Raw genomic sequence first — 15,040 nt, forward strand, 5'->3', positions numbered from 1 at the left:
ACCACCGAATCGTTAGCGGACTTCGAAGCCTGCTGCCCTGATGGCGTCCTTGACCTGGTGCATCATGTCGTTCGGACCCCAGTGGAAAATCGATGCAGCCAGCACGGCGTCGGCACCTGCCGCCACCGCGGGCGGGAAGTGGGCCGGTTCCCCGGCGCCGCCCGAGGCGATGAGCGGAACCTTGACGGCAGCCCGGACCATGCGGATCATTTCCAGGTCGAAGCCGTCCTTGGTGCCGTCGGCGTCGATGGAGTTGAGCAGGATCTCCCCCACGCCACGGTCGGCGGCTTCCTTGGCCCACTCGATGGCGTCGATTCCGGTGCCGGTGCGCCCGCCGTGGGTGGTCACCTCGAAGCCCGACGGCGTGGGCTTGGATCCGGGGCGGGTGCGGCGGGCATCGACGGACAGGACGAGGACCTGGGAACCGAAGTGCCGGGTGATTTCGTCGATGACGTCCGGGCGGGCGACGGCGGCAGTGTTGATGGCCGCCTTGTCCGCACCGAAGCGCAGCAGCTTGTCCACCTCGGCGACGCCGCGGACGCCGCCGCCCACGCACAGCGGAATGAACACTTCCTCCGCGGTGCGGCGGACCACGTCGAAGGTGGTCTCGCGGTTGCCGGATGACGCCGTCACGTCAAGGAACGTCAATTCGTCGGCCCCGGCATTGTCGTAGCGGTGCGCCAGCTCAACGGGATCCCCCGCGTCGCGGAGGCCTTCGAAGTTAACGCCCTTGACGACGCGCCCGGCGTCCACGTCAAGGCAGGGAATGACGCGTACTGCTACTGCCATGGGAACTCCTGGAATGTTGCGGTTGGTACTGCTGCGCGTGTTACTGCTGCGCGGGCCGGCTCAGATGCGGCAGGCGTGGATGCTGCTGACCAGGATGGCGCGGGCGCCGAGGTCGTAGAGCTCGTCCATGATCCGGTTGGTTTCCTTCTTGGGCACCATGGACCGGACGGCAACCCAGTCGGAGTCCCGCAGCGGGGAGACGGTGGGCGATTCCAGGCCGGGGGTCAGGGCGGCGGCCTGTTCCACAAGCTCCTTGCGGATGTCGTAGTCCATCAGGACGTACTGCCGCGCCACCAGGACGCCCTGCAGGCGCCGGATGAGGACGTCGATTTCCCGGGCGGTGCCGTTGGCGGCGCCGCCTGCGCCGGTACGGCGGATCAGGACTGCCTCGGACTTGAGGATCGGATCGCCGAAGATTTCCATGCCGGCGGCCTTGAGCGTGTTGCCGGTCTCCACAACGTCGGCGATGGCGTCGGCCACGCCCAGCCGGACCGAGGATTCCACGGCGCCGTCCAGGCGGACCACCTTGGCGTTGATGCCGCGTTCGGCCAGGTAGGTGCGGAGGAGTCCGTCGTAGCTGGTGGCCAGGCGCTTGCCCTCAAGCTCCTCAACCTTCCCGAAATCCCCTACCGGGCCGGCGAAGCGGAACGTGGAGGCGGCGAATCCCAGCGGAAGCAGCTCCTCGGCTTCCACCTCTGCGTCCAGCAGCAGGTCGCGTCCGGTGATGCCGACGTCGAGCGTTCCCTGGCCGACGTACACGGCGATGTCGCGCGGGCGCAGGAAGAAGAACTCGATGTCATTGTCCGGGTCCACCATGACCAGTTCGCGGGTGTCGCGGCGCTGGCGGTATCCGGCTTCGGACAGCATGGCGGAGGCGGCTTCGGACAGGGATCCCTTGTTGGGGACGGCTACTCGCAGCATGGGAAATCTTTCTGGATTGGGAGGTCTAGGTGTTCAGGCAATGCAGGCCACAGCGGGCACGGCGGCTCGAGGCGCGCCGGACCGGTGGCTACAGATGCTTGTAGACGTCTTCCAGGGTCAGGCCTTTGGCGAGCATCAGAACCTGCAGGTGGTACAGCAGCTGGGAGATTTCCTCTGCCGCGGCTTCATCGGATTCATATTCGGCAGCCATCCAAACCTCGGCTGCTTCCTCAACGACTTTTTTGCCGATGCCGTGAACACCGGACTCCAATTCAGCGACGGTGCGGGAGCCTTCCGGGCGGGTGGCTGCCTTCTCGCTGAGCTCAGCGAACAGCGTCTCGAAATTCTTCACGCCCTCCAGCCTACTTGCTGCGGCCCGAAGGGCGCTTCCCGGGCCGTTGCATGACGGGCGCGATGTGAGCGAATACACACCGCGCCCCTCGCATGCTAGGAGTACTGCTTGAGGACGACGGCGGTGGCCAGCGCCGCCGTGACGGCCTCGTGTCCCTTGTCTTCCTTGGAGCCGGGGAGGCCGGCGCGGTCCAGGCCCTGCTGTTCGGTGTCGCAGGTGAGGACGCCGAAGCCCACGGGTACGCCGGTGGCCACACTGACGTCGGTGAGTCCCGACGTCGCGGCCTGGCAGACGTAGTCGAAGTGCGGCGTGCCGCCGCGGATGACGACGCCGAGGGCCACGACGGCGTCGAAGTGCGGCGCCAGCCGCGCGGCAGCGACCGGCAGTTCGAAGCTGCCGGGGACGCGCAGGACGGTGGGCTCGGCGATGCCGGCATCCTTCGCCGCGCGCAGGGCTCCGTCGAGGAGTCCGTCCATGATCTGGGTGTGCCAGCTGGCCGCCACGATCGCCAGCCGCAGCTGCGACGTTTCGGCGGGGTTGAGGGTGCTGAGGTCGATGTCGGGGGCGCCGTGTCCGCTCATAGGTTCGTTTGTTCCGTTCAGTCTTGTTCGTGGATAAAAGTATCGGGGGTGGTCACGGGCACAGCTGCCACGTGGTTGTCCAGGATCAGGCGGTGCTCCATCCGGTCCTTCTTGGTCTGCAGGTAGCGGATGTTCTGGTCCCGGGACGGCACTTCGGTGGGGACCATCTCCACTACCTTGACGCCGGCACGTGCCAGCCTGTTCTGCTTGTCCGGATTGTTGCTCAGCAGCCGGACCTCGTGGAGGCCCATCTCGGCAAGCACCTGGGCTGCGGCGTTGTACGAGCGCGCATCCACCGGGAGTCCCAACTGCTCATTGGCCTCCACCGTGTCGAAGCCGGCCTCCTGCAGCGCGTAGGCCTTGATCTTGTTGGCGAGGCCGATGCCGCGGCCTTCCTGGCCGCGCAGGTACAGCAGTGTGCCGCCGTGCTCGTGGATCACTTCAAGCGCATAGGCCAGCTGCTCGCCGCAGTCACACCGGTACGAGCCGAACACGTCACCCGTGAGGCATTCGGAGTGCAGGCGGACCAGGGGGGCCTTGCCGTCGCGGGGAGGGTTGGGGGAACTGACAGCCAGGTGTTCAACGCCGGTCACAAGGTCTGTCCATGCCTGCGCCACGAAATCGCCGAAAGCGGTGGGCAGCTGCACGATGGGGCCGCCGCTGACCGGATGGGGCACAACACCGCTGCCGGTGCGTCCCGTCCGGTGGCCATCCTGGTGCATGCCGTCGCTGGCTGCGGACGCCGTCATCTTGTCTCCTTCTTCCCGCCCGGAACCTCCCGGGCGCTGTCGTGGGGAACACCCGGCCCTGCTGCGAGGTAGGCCGCCAGGTCCTCAATGGAGACCAGGGGGCAGCCATGCTCTGCCGCAAAGGCGCGGAGCCCGTCCAAACGCATCATCTCGCCGTCGTCGTACACCACTTCTGCAATGACGCCCACCGGCTCAAGGCCGGCCAGGCGGCACAGGTCCACCGCGGCCTCCGTGTGGCCCGGGCGTTCCCGCACACCTCCGTCAACTGCACGAAGCGGGAATATATGCCCCGGCCGGGTGACTGACGCGGGCACGGCCTGCGGATCCGCCAGCACCCGGGCCGTGAGGGCCCGGTCCGTGGCCGAGATCCCGGTGCTGACACCCACGGCCGCATCGCAGGAGACAGTGTAGGCGGTTCCCTTGGCATCTTCATTGACTGCCACCATGGGCGGCAGTGCCAGGGCATCCGCGCGGTCGCCGGAGAGCGGGACGCAGATGACGCCGGAGCTGTACCGGATGGTCCATCCCATCAGTGCCGGGGTGGCGTGCTGGGCGGCGAAGATGATGTCGCCTTCGTTTTCCCGGTCCTCGTTGTCCACCACCAGCACGGGCCGGCCGGCGGCGATCGCCCGTACTGCTTCCTCGATGGAATCAAGTGCACGGCCAGGTTCCGCCTGGGCGTTGCCGGCCAGGGCACTGCCGGCACCGGAACCGGCCGCGGCGGCGCCGGCTACTTCGGGCTGGAGCCGGAGGGCCGCGTTCATCGTGCGCCTCCTTCGGCAGCGGCGGGGCGGGACGTATTGAACGCCAGCAGGCGTTCGGTGTACTTGGCCAGGACGTCCACCTCGAGGTTGACCCGGCTGCCCGTACGTTTGGCGCCCAGGCCGGTCTCCGCCAGGGTGGTGGGAATCAGACCCACTTCGAACCATGGCTCGGGTTCGGTGGCGGCACTGACGGCCGTGACGGTGAGGGATACGCCGTCGATGGCGATGGACCCTTTTTCGGCGATGTAGCGGGCCAGGTTGGCGGGCACACCGAAGCGGAGCCGTTCCCAGTTGCCCAGCGGCTCCCGCTCCAGCAGGACTCCCACCCCGTCCACATGGCCCTGCACCACATGGCCGTCCAGCCGTCCGCCGGCCGGGACGCAGCGTTCCAGGTTCACGGAGTCGCCCGCTGCGAGTTCGCCGATGGTGCTGCGGACCAGGGTCTCCCCCATGACGTCCACGCTGAACTCCTTGCCGTCAATTTCCGTGGCCGTCAGGCAGACACCGTTGACTGCGATCGAGCCACCCAGGGCAAGGCCCTGCGTGGTGCTTGGTGCCTGGAGCCGCACTGTGGCGCTGGTGTCGCCGTCACGGTCCACGGACAGGACGTGTCCCTGTTCGGCAATAATTCCGGTAAACATCAGTAGCCTCCCTGGGCTTGCTCCGCGCTGCCGCGGGACGGTTGTGGGTTGAGTGCTGGTTGTGGATCGAGGGCAACAGTCCGTTGCGGTCTCAGGTGAAGTCTCAGGTCGCGGCCCAGCGTACGCACCGCACCGCCGTCGGACGCGTCCCACTCCCACTGCTGGGCGTCCGGAAGGCTGGTGATGCCCAGGCCGTTCAGGGCCGGGGTTCCGGACCCCAGCAAGGTGGGGGCGAGGTACACGATGAGTTCATCGACCAGCCCGGCGGTGAGGAATGCGCTGAGGATGCGCGAGCCTCCCTCCACCATGATGTGGCGGGCGCCGGATGCGTAGAGCGTGGACAGGGCCTCCCGGGGTTCCCGGGTGGGAAGGTGCACGGCCAGGCCGTCGTCACCGCGGATGGCGGCCCCGGCCGGGATATCGCGGAGTCCCATGACGGCACGCACCGGCTGCTTTGCAGCGGGTGCTCCCTGGGGATCACGGGCTGTCAGCCTCGGATTGTCCACCAGCACAGTCTGCGTGCCCACCAGGATGGCGTCGATGCGGGTGCGGATGGCGTGATTGTCGATCAGGGATTCCGGGCTTGAGATCCACTGGCTGGTGCCGTCCTCGGCGGCGATGCGGCCGTCGAGGGTCTGCGCGATATGCAGCGTGACGAAGGGACGCCGGGCAGCCACCGCCTCGAACCAGCGGCGGTTCAGGTCCAAAGATTCGGCGGCGCCGAGTCCGCTGCGGACCCGGACCCCCGCGGAACGGAGCGTTGCGGCTCCGCCGGCGGCGGGGTCATGGGGATCATCCACGGCGTACACCACGTCGGTGATACCGGCGGCGATGATGGCCTCGGCGCAGGGGCCGGTACGGCCCACGTGGTTGCACGGCTCCAGCGTCACCACCATGGTGCATCCGGCCAGGTCCAGCCCTGCGGCGTTGGCCTGCTCGATCGCGTCAGCCTCCGCGTGGGCAGTTCCCGCGCCGCGGTGGAATCCGGTGACGAGGGTGCGGCCTTTGGGATCGACGACGACGGCGCCCACCAGCGGGTTCGCTCCGCGCGGCCCCTGCAGGGCTGCTTGGAGGGCAGCCTCCATGGCAGCGGTTTCAGTGGCGCTGAAGGCTGTGACGATTCCGGCGGCGGAACTCAGTCCCGGGTGTCCGGATGGCAGGGTTCCAGTGGCGTCCTGACGGAGGTTTTGGCTTTGCGCCGTAACCGGCGGGTTGCTGACCGTCATGCGGCTGCCACCACAGTGGGGGTGGCTGCCATCGAAGCAGCGGTGTTATCGGCATCAAAGAGCCATCGCTTGGGGTTCATTCCTGTGTCGTTCCTTCCCTCTCGAACCGCGATGGCTCCGGGGGTATACGACAGCAGAACGCTGCGGAGCCCGACGGCCCCGCAGATACAGCTGTACGTGCTTCTCTCATCCAGACTTTAACTGTCGGTACCGGAATTTCACCGGTTCAACCGTCTGCCGGGATTCTCCGAAGAAAACCACCGGCTCGCGGGTCGCGGACTGTCACCGCCGGTTCGGACTTACACCGACCCCGGAGCACGTATGTGTTTTGTTATTGTGCCACAACCAGAACCTACTCCCGGTTATTCCGACGCTGCGCGTAACGTCCGCGCGCCTTCCTGCCGCAGCCGGTCGATTGCAGCGGCAGGATCATCGGCGCCGTAGACAGCAGAGCCGGCGACAAAGACGTTGGCGCCCGCTTCCGCAGCGCGGGTGATTGTCTCTTCGGTGATTCCGCCGTCCACCTGGATGGCTACGCCGATTCCCGAGCCGTCGATCGCCGCCCTCGCGCGGCGGATCTTGGGCAGTGTCACGTCCAGGAAAGCCTGGCCGCCGAAGCCCGGTTCCACGGTCATGATCAACAGCATGTCCAGTTCCTGCAGCATGTCCAGGTAGGGCTCCACCGCAGTAGCGGGCCGCAGGGCCATCCCGGCCTTGGAGCCCCTGCTCCGCAGTTCACGGGCCAGCTTCACGGGGGCGATGGACGCCTCGGCGTGGAACGTCACCGAGGCCAGGCCGGCGTCGGCGAAACCGGGTGCCCAGCGGTCGGCGTCGGAAATCATCAGGTGCGCGTCAAGCGGGACGGGGCTAACGGCCTGGATTCGCTGCACCACGGGCAGCCCGATGGTCAGGTTGGGCACGAAGTGGTTGTCCATAACGTCCACGTGCACGGCGTCGGCATTGCTGATGCGCTGCAGTTCAGCCTCAAGGTTGACGAAGTCGGCGGAGAGGATGCTCGGGTTGATGCAGCATTGCGTCACGGGGTTGCCTTTCACTGTTTCTGCTTCTTCCTGATGAGGGCGAGGAACATGGCGTCGGTGCTGTGGACATGTGGCCAGAGCTGCGCGGTGGACTCGTGCCCGGCACCCAGGCTCCCCGTCAGGCTGACGGCGTCCAGGGCCGCACCGGCGTCGAGGAGTTCGAGGTCGTCGCGCTTGCGGAGGGCATCAGCCACCACGGCCTTGGTTTCGGCCGGATGCGGCGAGCAGGTGACATAGGCCACCACTCCCCCTGGCCGGACGGCGGCCAGCGCCGAAGCAAGGAGCTCCCGCTGCAGGGGACCAAGGTCCGTCAGGTCCTTTGGCGAACGGCGCCAGCGGGACTCCGGACGGCGGCGGAGGGCTCCCAGTCCGCTGCACGGTACGTCTACCAGTACGCGGTGGTATGACTCCGGCTGTTCTATGCCGACCTCGCGGCCGTCACCGGTACGGACCTGCCAGGTGTCGCGGGGAACGGCAGAGAGCGCCTGGCTGACGAGCTTGGCGCGGTGCGGCGCCGGTTCATTGGCCAGCAGGGTGGCCTGCCGTTCCCTGGCAAGGGCGCCGAGCAGCGCCGCCTTCCCGCCGGGGCCGGCGCACAGGTCCAGCCAGGCTTCAGCATTTCCGTCACGGGCGCCGCCAGGGCCGAGGTCCACCGCCGCCATGGCGCGGGCCACAAGCTGGGAGCCGACATCCTGGACGCGTGTGGTGCCTTCGCGGACGGAGGAAAGCCGGCCCAGGTCCCCGCCGCTGGACAGCGCCGACCCTTCCACCAGTTCCCCCGGGGTTGCGCCGTTTTCCAGCGCCTCGTCCAGGCTCCCCAGCCCCGGGAGTGCCACCAGGTTGACCACGGGTGCGGCGTTGTCTGCTTCCAGGAGTTCGTTGATCTCGGCCACCGGACGTCCGTGTGCCACCAGGGACTGGCGCATCGCGCGGACAATCCACTCCGGGTGGGCATGGCGGAGGGAAGCGATCCTGGTTTCATCGGTTTCGCCGTCCACCAGGAGGTCGAGCCATTCGTCGAGGCTGTGTGCTGTGACTTTGCGAAGCACGGCGTTGATCAGCGCTGACGGCCCTGCACCGATAACGGCGCGGGCCAGGCCCACGGTCTGGTCCAGGGCAGCATGGGCCGGGACCCGCATGGCGAGCAGCTGATGGGTTCCGATGCGCAGGGCATCCAGGATGGCCGGGTCAAGCTGGTCCAGCGGCCGGTCCACGCAGCGTGCCAGGATGGCGTCGTAGGTGCCCTGGCCACGGAGGGCCCCGTAACTGAGTTCAGTGGCGAAGCCGGCATCGCGCTTGTCCAGTCCGTGGTGGCGGATCCGGGTTGGCAGGACCAGGTTGGCGTAAGCGTCCTCGGCCGCTACGGCGCGCAGCACCTCGAACGCCACAAGGCGTGCGGGATCCGCCCGACGGGTGCGCTGGGACGGGGCGTTCCCGGTGAAGTTCCGCTGCGGGCCGCGATTGCGTTCGCGGCCCTGGGCGTTGCGCCGGCTGTCGTCCCGCGGGCCGCCCTTGCCGCGGCCGCCTTGACCGGCGCCACGTCCGCCCGCGTTTCCCTGCCCCCCTGAATTGCCGCCGGACCCGCTCATTCGAACACCACGCTTTCCAGTGAACCTAAACCGCGTGCCCAGTCGGCAGCGGACATCATCTTTTTGCCGGCGGGCTGGATCCGGGTCAGTTCCACAGCGTGGGAGCCGGTGCCCACCAGGACGCTTTTGCCTTCTACTGCCATCGAGCCGGGCGCCAGCCCGGAGACATCGGGGCGGAGCCGGAGTGGTTCCAGTTTGACGCGTTGCCCGTGAAGCATCGTCCAGGCACCCGGCTCAGGAGTGACCCCCCGTGCCTGCCGTCCCAGGGCCAGGGCGGGATGGCCCCAGTTGAGGCGGCCGTCCTCAAGCGTGAGTTTCGGCGCCAGTGATACGTCGCCGGACTGGGGCTGAGGCGAGGCCTTCCCTGCTTCGATTGCCGAGAGCGTCTGCGCCAGGAGGACCGCGCCGCTGTGGGAAAGCCGTTCGAGCAGCTCACCGGCGGTGTCATCCGGACCCACCGTCTCGGTAAGGGTGCCATAAACAGGACCCGTGTCCAGGCCTTCCTCCAGCCGGAACGTCACGGCGCCGGTCACGTCGTCGCCCGCCATCACTGAACGCTGCACGGGCGCCGCTCCGCGCCAGGCGGGCAGCAGCGAAAAGTGCAGGTTGACCCAGCCGTGGCGGGGTATGGCAAGGGCCGCGGGCGGGACCAGTCCGCCATAAGCCACGATGGCCGCAACATCGGGATTGACCGCTGCGATGCTGGCAGTGGCTTCGGCATCAACGCGGGCTGCACGGATGACCTCTATCCCGAGTTCGGCGGCACGGGCGGCAACGGGCGACGGCGTGAGCACGCGTTTGCGCCCAATGGGGGCGTCCGGGCGCGTCAGGACGGCAACAACGTCAAAGCCTGCCTCGATGAGGGCATTCAGGGACGGGACGGCGACGGTTGGCGTGCCTGCGAAGAGGACCCTCACCCGTTGATACCAGCCGCGCCGGCACCAAAGCTGGAGCCGCCGAAACTTGACCCTACTGTCTTGGCGCGTTTCGCCGTCGTGCGTTCCGTGACTGCCTCGTAGTTGGCGTTCCGGATGGAACGCAGGGCGGCCTTCCGGTCCTCCCCTTCCAGGCGGTCCGTGTAGAGGATGCCGTCCAGGTGGTCATTCTCGTGCTGGAAGCAGCGTGCCAGCATCCCCTCAGCCTCGACGGACACGGGGTTCCCGTTGACATCCACGCCGGTGACGCGGGTGGCGCGGAAGCGCTTTACAGGAAAGCCCAGGCCGGGGATGGAAAGGCAGCCTTCCACCTCATCGGGCTGGTAATCCTCGCTGTTGTCCAGCACAGGATTGATGATGTGTCCCTCGACGCCGTTGATGCGGTAGGTAAAGACGCGCTTGCTGACGCCCACCTGGGGCGCGGCGAGGCCTGCACCCTCCACGTCCTCCATGGTTTCGGTCATGTCCGCGACCAGTTTTGCAAGCTCAGGCCCGAAATCCGTCACGGGATCGGCGACTGTGCGCAGCACAGGATCGCCAATGATGCGGATATTCAGAATAGCCATGCGCTGTTTTTCCTTAAGGTTGCGGCAAAGGGGACCAATCCAGTTTAGGTGCTGTGACCGTTCCTATGCGGTGCGCACCTGTGCCAGCGGCGGCGGGGCAATGGGCAGCAGCGCAGTGCCTGCGCTGATGGTGTCCGCGGAGAGCTCCCACACCCGCCGCAGCGCGCAGAACTTCCACCAGTGGTGCTTCAGGACCTCAGGGTTGGCGCGCACCGGCCGCACTTCCGTTTCGCCGATGGCGACCGCCAGCAGCACGGGGTTTTCGCCGTACTTCCAGGGTTCCCAGGTTCCCGCCACCGGATCAACCAGGCTTTCCTCGGCCTTCATTCCGGCCACCAGCTGCATGACCACCTTGTCATCCAGCGGCTTGACCAGGCCGTCACGGGTGGTGCCCTTGGTCTTGTAATCGATCAGGCAGACGCGGCCGTTGATGCGCGCCACCAGGTCCAGGGTGCCGGCATAGCCGACAGAGTGGTTCCACACGGTAATTTCCGGAGCGATGGGCTCCACCCGGTACAGCTCCCACCATTCGTCGAACCGGACGGCAAAGGCTTCCTCGCCGTTGGCCGCCAGGGCCTCCCGGGTCTCCTTCATGGCATGCGGCCGGCCGAGCGCGCGGAGTGCCACCTGTTCGCAGTAGTTATGGACCCGGTCTCCCCTTTTGGCTGCCTCGTCCCGGTAAGTCTCGGCAGCCTTGGCGGCACGGTTAACGGCCTGCTTGATTTTGGCGGGGCTTCCCAGGCAGTCGGCCAACAGGGGATCCTTGGCCAGGCTGCTGGCACCCATGTATCCGAACCAGCCGTCCAGCCCGTGCGGCTGCTGGCCGATCACCGTAGTGATGGACGGTACCGAGAACTGCTCGGATGTGGACCGCGCGTACATCCGGCCGTACTCGGTGGCGTGGGCGAGAAGTGGATCAGTCATACAAAAGACTCTTTCACAGGGGGCCGACAAAAACTCCGGGCTCAGGTCCGGGCACAAAAAAGGTCCGTTTCCACTGCTAATGAGCGGAAACGGACCAATTTTTGGTGGGCGATACTGGGTTCGAACCAGTGACCTCTTCGGTGTGAACGAAGCGCGCTACCACTGCGCCAATCGCCCTGATGCATTTGAATGCTAGCCCACCATCCGGCCATTTCAAAAATCGGCATCCAGCGGCAGTCGCCCGCGAGTAAACGATCCCTGGAATGCCCTGTCGAAGCTGCCCCTATAAGTGCCACGTATAAGTGCCACGTAACGTCCCGCCGTCGGGAATTACACGCCTGTAACTCTCCGGGAACCGCGCCATTACAGGGAAGCGGGCGCATTGCCGGCCCCGGCGCAGCACCCGATTTGGAGAATCCCGGAACCTCCTATATTGTTTTTACTCGTTGGAACGCGAGGAAATGCCGGGAACGGCAGCGAATCACCTCTCCAAAATGCGGACGTAGCTCAGCTGGTAGAGCACCACCTTGCCAAGGTGGATGTCGCGAGTTCGAATCTCGTCGTCCGCTCGCAGGACACTGTCACGGCAGGATTCCCCGGAATCACGCTTACACGGTGGGTTGGCCGAGAGGCGAGGCAGCGGCCTGCAAAGCCGTATACACGGGTTCGAATCCCGTACCCACCTCGGTGAAAACCATGGTTTCCGGAGAAAATCCGGATGCAATGGGCGATTGGCGCAGCGGTAGCGCGCTTCCCTGACACGGAAGAGGTCACTGGTTCGATCCCAGTATCGCCCACTGGGCAAGGAAACTTGCCTTACGCAGTCCGGCTCCGGCCGGAAAATACTGCACACGCGGACGTAGCTCAGCTGGTAGAGCACCACCTTGCCAAGGTGGATGTCGCGAGTTCGAATCTCGTCGTCCGCTCTCTTACTTCTTGTACAATCCCATAAGCCGGGCTTCCGGTTCCGGGCGATTGGCGCAGCGGTAGCGCGCTTCCCTGACACGGAAGAGGTCACTGGTTCGATCCCAGTATCGCCCACACTTTTCAAGCAGCTCTCCGGAGCTGCTTTTTTCGTTTCCCCGGATGCCCCATCAGGTCCAGATGCCAAGACCGGGCAATAGGAACCACAACTGATGGGGCAAGGTGGGGCATCCGCTCCGGGCGAACACCGAAAGCTCCCAATTTCCTTGGCAGCCTTCCCTGGCAGGGCTAGGATCGAAGGCGCGAGGAGCGACCTGGCTCCGCGATTGAAGGGAGGTGCTCGTGGGACTAATTGACGATCTAAAGGGCAAGGCTCAGGGTCTCATCCATGGCAACGAGCAGGCCATCAAGAACGGCATCAGCAAGGCCGGCGATTTCGTCGACACCAAGACCGGAGGCAAGTACTCCGGCCACGTCGACAAGATCCAGAATGGCGCTTCCAAGCTCATTGACAAGAACGGAACCCCGGGCCAGGCACCTGCCGCCGAGCAGGTTCCCCCGGTTACTCCCGTCAACCCGGTTCCGCCGGCTGACAGGACTCCGTAAAGGATTTGGCCAGGGCCTTGCCCTAGCACGTCAAGGGGGCGCGGGTCCCGCCGGGAGGCGGCACCCGCGCCTTTGGCGTTTAAAACAGCAGGTGCCGCTTCCGATTGCCTGTTCGAGCGGGGGCGCCGGTAACCTGCGGGTATGGCGAAGTCCTCCCCACTGAAATCCCACCAGGCCGGCCAGCCCTCCGGATTCGATTCCCGGCCCGTTGTTGCAGGCATCGTCACCGCCCTGGTGGGCTTCACCTCATCCTTCGCCGTGGTGCTGGCCGGCCTCAAGGCGGTGGGCGCCGACCCGGCCCAGGCGGCGTCCGGCTTGCTGGCCCTGACCCTGGCTGTCGGCGTCGGCGTGCTCCTGCTGACCTGGCGCTCCAAAGTCCCCGTGACACTTGCCTGGTCCACGCCCGGCGCAGCGCTCCTTGCCGCATCCGGAACGGCCGACGGCGGGTGGCCGGCCGCCGTCGGGGCCTTTATCGCCACCGGCATCCTGATAGCCCTGACGGGCCTGGTTCCTTCACTTGGCCGGCTGATGTCCAGGATTCCCACCACCCTGGCGCAGGCCATGCTTGCCGGAGTCCTCCTGCAGCTCTGCCTGGCCCCGTTCAAAGCCCTGGGAAGCGTCCCGCTGTTTGTGGCCCCGGTGATCGTCTGCTGGCTGCTGATGATGAAATTCGCGCCGCGCTGGGCAATTCCGGCTGCCCTGCTGGTGGCGCTTGGCGTCATTGGCATATCGATTGCGGCCGGCGGGAGCGGGCTGGGCGCCGGAAGCTTCCTGCCGGCTCCAGTCTGGACCACGCCCACGTTCAGCCTGCAGGCCATGGCGGGAATTGCCCTTCCACTGTTCGTGGTGACCATGGCCTCGCAGAACGTCCCCGGCGTGGCTGTCCTCCGGTCCTTTGGCTTCGAAACCCCGTGGCGCCCTTCCATGCTGGTGACTGGCGCCGGCACCGTCCTCGGTGCACCATTCGGCGGGCACGCAATAAATCTTGCTGCCCTCAGCGCGGCCCTTGCCGCCAGCGAAGAGGCCGGCAGCGACCGGAGCAGGCGCTGGGTGGCAGGTTTCACCTCGGGGTTGGCCTACCTGGTACTGGCTGCCTTCTCCGCCGCCCTGGTAACGGTGGTTAACGCCGCACCCGCCGGGATGCTGGAGGCGGTGGCGGGACTGGCGCTGCTGGGAACCCTGGCCGCGGCGGTCTCGTCCGCACTGGCGGACGCAGAGGACCGGATCGCCCCGTCCGTCACTTTCCTGATGGCGGCTTCCGGGCTCGCCTTCGCGGGGATCGGCTCGGCCTTTTGGGCCCTTCTTGCCGGCCTGGCGGTGCGGTCACTGCTCGTTCAGCGCGGTGACCGGTCCCCGGCGGACGAGAAGCCCGTCAGGACGGTTCGTGGTTCTGGCCCTCGCGGGCCAGTGCGGTGAGGCGGGAGACGGCGCGGAAGTACTTCTTCATGTAGCCGCCCGTCATCATCTCCTCGGTGAAGAGCTTGTCGAACGGGACGCCGCTGGCAAGGATGGGAACGTCCTTGTCATAGAGGCGGTCGGCGAGGACCACGAACCGCAGCGCCACTGCCTGCTCGGTGATGGTTTCCACGTTGCGCCACACCACTCCGTCGATGCCGTCGATCAGCTGCCGGTAGCGGCTGGGGTGCACGCCCGCGAGGTGGTGGATCAGCGTGGCGAACTCGTCCTGGGCCACAGTCTTGCCGTCGAACTCCGCCTTCATGTGGGACGAGAGTTCGCTGTTCTTCAGCGGTGCCGGGGCGGCGGGCAGTCCGCGGTGGCGGAAGTCCTCGCCGTCGATCCGGATCACGTCGAACTGGTCGGCCAGGACCTGGATTTCGCGCTGGAAGTCCACGGCGGCGAACCGGCCGTCGCCCAGGGAGCCCGGGAGGGTGTTGGATGTGGCGGCAAGCTTGACGCCGGCGTCGGCCAGTTCGCGCATGAGCCGCGACATCAGGACGGTGTCGCCCGGATCGTCGAGTTCAAATTCGTCGATGCAGACAAGTTTGTAGCTGCTCAGCGCATCCACGGTTTTGCGGAAGGACAGGGCACCCACCAGGTTGGTGTATTCCACGAAAGTGCCGAAGGCCTTGGGGCCCGGCGCCGCATGCCAGAGGGACGCAAGCAGGTGGGTCTTGCCCACGCCGAAGCCGCCATCCAGGTAGATCCCGGCACGGGAGGTGTCCTTCTTGCCGAACAGCTTCTTGAACAGGCCGCCGCCGTCACCCGATCCCACGCCCTCGGCAAAGCCCTGAAGGGCGCGGACTGCTGCGGCCTGGCTGGGCTGTTTGGGATCCGGCCGGTAGCTGGCAAAGGAGACCTGGCCGAATCGCGGCGATGGAAAGAATCCCTTGAGGAGTTCATCCACCGAAACTGCCGGAGTGCGGGCGGCAAGCTGTTCGATCTGTACCAAGGTGGTCCGTTCTGCTGGTAGGA

At 66.5% G+C, this 15,040-nt stretch carries 16 protein-coding genes, 6 tRNA genes and 1 riboswitch; of the genes, 7 read left to right on the forward strand and 15 right to left on the reverse strand.

Annotated elements, in window-relative coordinates; all coding sequences use genetic code 11:
• Positions 1–12: 12 nt before the first annotated feature.
• From hisF to DXK94_RS08205, 14 genes are all read right to left on the reverse strand, one after another.
• A complete protein-coding gene (gene hisF, locus DXK94_RS08140; protein ID WP_079597071.1) occupies positions 13–789 on the reverse strand; it encodes an imidazole glycerol phosphate synthase subunit HisF in 777 nt (258 codons plus the stop codon).
• Between the two features lie 60 nt (positions 790–849).
• Entirely contained in the window at positions 850–1,710 is an 861-nt protein-coding gene (gene hisG, locus DXK94_RS08145) for an ATP phosphoribosyltransferase (RefSeq protein ID WP_115524586.1), read from the reverse strand.
• 88 nt (positions 1,711–1,798) lie between these two features.
• A complete protein-coding gene (locus DXK94_RS08150; RefSeq protein ID WP_009358176.1) occupies positions 1,799–2,062 on the reverse strand; it encodes a phosphoribosyl-ATP diphosphatase in 264 nt (87 codons plus the stop codon).
• A gap of 95 nt (positions 2,063–2,157) precedes the next feature.
• Positions 2,158–2,643 (reverse strand): 6,7-dimethyl-8-ribityllumazine synthase, encoded by a 486-nt coding sequence (gene ribH / locus DXK94_RS08155; RefSeq protein WP_079597073.1) that lies wholly within the window; start codon positions 2,641–2,643, stop codon positions 2,158–2,160.
• A gap of 17 nt (positions 2,644–2,660) precedes the next feature.
• Positions 2,661–3,392: a GTP cyclohydrolase II gene (gene ribA, locus DXK94_RS08160; RefSeq protein WP_079597074.1), complete on the reverse strand. Its 732-nt coding sequence runs from the start codon at positions 3,390–3,392 to the stop codon at positions 2,661–2,663.
• Positions 3,389–4,156, reverse strand: a complete 768-nt coding sequence (ribB, locus tag DXK94_RS08165; RefSeq protein WP_115524587.1) for a 3,4-dihydroxy-2-butanone-4-phosphate synthase — start codon at positions 4,154–4,156, stop codon at positions 3,389–3,391. Before ribB ends, ribA begins: the two co-directional genes overlap by 4 nt.
• On the reverse strand, positions 4,153–4,797 hold the full coding sequence (locus DXK94_RS08170) for a riboflavin synthase (RefSeq protein WP_115524588.1): 645 nt from the start codon (positions 4,795–4,797) through the stop codon (positions 4,153–4,155). Before DXK94_RS08170 ends, ribB begins: the two co-directional genes overlap by 4 nt.
• Positions 4,797–5,882, reverse strand: a complete 1,086-nt coding sequence (gene ribD, locus DXK94_RS08175) for a bifunctional diaminohydroxyphosphoribosylaminopyrimidine deaminase/5-amino-6-(5-phosphoribosylamino)uracil reductase RibD (protein ID WP_254865549.1) — start codon at positions 5,880–5,882, stop codon at positions 4,797–4,799. Before ribD ends, DXK94_RS08170 begins: the two co-directional genes overlap by 1 nt.
• Positions 5,883–6,196: 314 nt before the next feature.
• Positions 6,197–6,346, reverse strand: a riboswitch (FMN riboswitch).
• A gap of 39 nt (positions 6,347–6,385) precedes the next feature.
• Complete coding sequence (rpe, locus tag DXK94_RS08180) at positions 6,386–7,063, reverse strand: ribulose-phosphate 3-epimerase (protein ID WP_079597231.1); 678 nt, start codon at positions 7,061–7,063, stop codon at positions 6,386–6,388.
• Positions 7,064–7,074: 11 nt separating this feature from the next.
• A complete protein-coding gene (locus tag DXK94_RS08185) occupies positions 7,075–8,652 on the reverse strand; it encodes an RsmB/NOP family class I SAM-dependent RNA methyltransferase (protein ID WP_115524589.1) in 1,578 nt (525 codons plus the stop codon).
• Positions 8,649–9,569, reverse strand: a complete 921-nt coding sequence (fmt, locus tag DXK94_RS08190) for a methionyl-tRNA formyltransferase (protein ID WP_079597079.1) — start codon at positions 9,567–9,569, stop codon at positions 8,649–8,651. The genes DXK94_RS08185 and fmt overlap by 4 nt, the downstream gene beginning before the upstream one ends.
• On the reverse strand, positions 9,566–10,153 hold the full coding sequence (def, locus tag DXK94_RS08195; protein WP_115524590.1) for a peptide deformylase: 588 nt from the start codon (positions 10,151–10,153) through the stop codon (positions 9,566–9,568). Before def ends, fmt begins: the two co-directional genes overlap by 4 nt.
• 63 nt (positions 10,154–10,216) lie before the next feature.
• Entirely contained in the window at positions 10,217–11,077 is an 861-nt protein-coding gene (locus DXK94_RS08200; protein ID WP_079597081.1) for a cytochrome, read from the reverse strand.
• Between the two features lie 102 nt (positions 11,078–11,179).
• A tRNA-Val gene (locus tag DXK94_RS08205) sits at positions 11,180–11,254 on the reverse strand.
• Positions 11,255–11,573: 319 nt separating this feature from the next.
• On the opposite strand from DXK94_RS08205, the gene DXK94_RS08210 reads away from it, so the two are divergent.
• The 7 genes from DXK94_RS08210 to DXK94_RS08240 all read left to right on the forward strand — a co-directional run bounded on the left by DXK94_RS08210 (position 11,574) and on the right by DXK94_RS08240 (position 14,023).
• Positions 11,574–11,646: transfer RNA gene (locus tag DXK94_RS08210), tRNA-Gly, on the forward strand.
• Positions 11,647–11,691: 45 nt separating this feature from the next.
• Positions 11,692–11,762: transfer RNA gene (locus DXK94_RS08215), tRNA-Cys, on the forward strand.
• Between the two features lie 40 nt (positions 11,763–11,802).
• Positions 11,803–11,874: transfer RNA gene (locus DXK94_RS08220), tRNA-Val, on the forward strand.
• Between the two features lie 56 nt (positions 11,875–11,930).
• Positions 11,931–12,003: transfer RNA gene (locus DXK94_RS08225), tRNA-Gly, on the forward strand.
• A 43-nt stretch (positions 12,004–12,046) separates the two neighbouring features.
• Positions 12,047–12,118 (forward strand) — tRNA-Val (locus tag DXK94_RS08230).
• 225 nt (positions 12,119–12,343) lie between these two features.
• Positions 12,344–12,607, forward strand: coding sequence for an antitoxin (locus DXK94_RS08235; protein WP_079597232.1), 264 nt, complete (start codon positions 12,344–12,346; stop codon positions 12,605–12,607).
• A gap of 141 nt (positions 12,608–12,748) precedes the next feature.
• Positions 12,749–14,023 carry a benzoate/H(+) symporter BenE family transporter gene (locus DXK94_RS08240; RefSeq protein ID WP_115524591.1) on the forward strand — a complete coding sequence of 425 codons (1,275 nt, stop codon included), beginning with the start codon at positions 12,749–12,751 and terminating at the stop codon, positions 14,021–14,023.
• Here DXK94_RS08240 and zapE read toward each other — a convergent pair.
• Positions 13,980–15,017 carry a cell division protein ZapE gene (gene zapE / locus DXK94_RS08245; protein ID WP_079597083.1) on the reverse strand — a complete coding sequence of 346 codons (1,038 nt, stop codon included), beginning with the start codon at positions 15,015–15,017 and terminating at the stop codon, positions 13,980–13,982. The genes DXK94_RS08240 and zapE overlap by 44 nt on opposite strands.
• Positions 15,018–15,040 lie beyond the last annotated feature (23 nt).

This window comes from Arthrobacter sp. RT-1 (genome assembly GCF_003367205.1).
GTDB lineage: Bacteria > Actinomycetota > Actinomycetes > Actinomycetales > Micrococcaceae > Arthrobacter.

What these genes read in the sequence shown, in the direction of transcription:
- hisF (WP_079597071.1), bottom strand. Translation starts at nt 789, where the DNA reads ATGGCAGTAGCAGTACGCGTCATTCCCTGCCTTGACGTGGACGCCGGG.
- def (WP_115524590.1), bottom strand. Translation starts at nt 10,153, where the DNA reads ATGGCTATTCTGAATATCCGCATCATTGGCGATCCTGTGCTGCGCACA.
- hisG (WP_115524586.1), bottom strand. Translation starts at nt 1,710, where the DNA reads ATGCTGCGAGTAGCCGTCCCCAACAAGGGATCCCTGTCCGAAGCCGCC.
- DXK94_RS08170 (WP_115524588.1), bottom strand. Translation starts at nt 4,797, where the DNA reads ATGTTTACCGGAATTATTGCCGAACAGGGACACGTCCTGTCCGTGGAC.
- DXK94_RS08185 (WP_115524589.1), bottom strand. Translation starts at nt 8,652, where the DNA reads ATGAGCGGGTCCGGCGGCAATTCAGGGGGGCAGGGAAACGCGGGCGGA.
- ribA (WP_079597074.1), bottom strand. Translation starts at nt 3,392, where the DNA reads ATGACGGCGTCCGCAGCCAGCGACGGCATGCACCAGGATGGCCACCGG.
- ribD (WP_254865549.1), bottom strand. Translation starts at nt 5,882, where the DNA reads ATGGAGGCTGCCCTCCAAGCAGCCCTGCAGGGGCCGCGCGGAGCGAAC.
- ribB (WP_115524587.1), bottom strand. Translation starts at nt 4,156, where the DNA reads ATGAACGCGGCCCTCCGGCTCCAGCCCGAAGTAGCCGGCGCCGCCGCG.
- DXK94_RS08240 (WP_115524591.1), top strand. Translation starts at nt 12,749, where the DNA reads ATGGCGAAGTCCTCCCCACTGAAATCCCACCAGGCCGGCCAGCCCTCC.
- ribH (WP_079597073.1), bottom strand. Translation starts at nt 2,643, where the DNA reads ATGAGCGGACACGGCGCCCCCGACATCGACCTCAGCACCCTCAACCCC.
- DXK94_RS08200 (WP_079597081.1), bottom strand. Translation starts at nt 11,077, where the DNA reads ATGACTGATCCACTTCTCGCCCACGCCACCGAGTACGGCCGGATGTAC.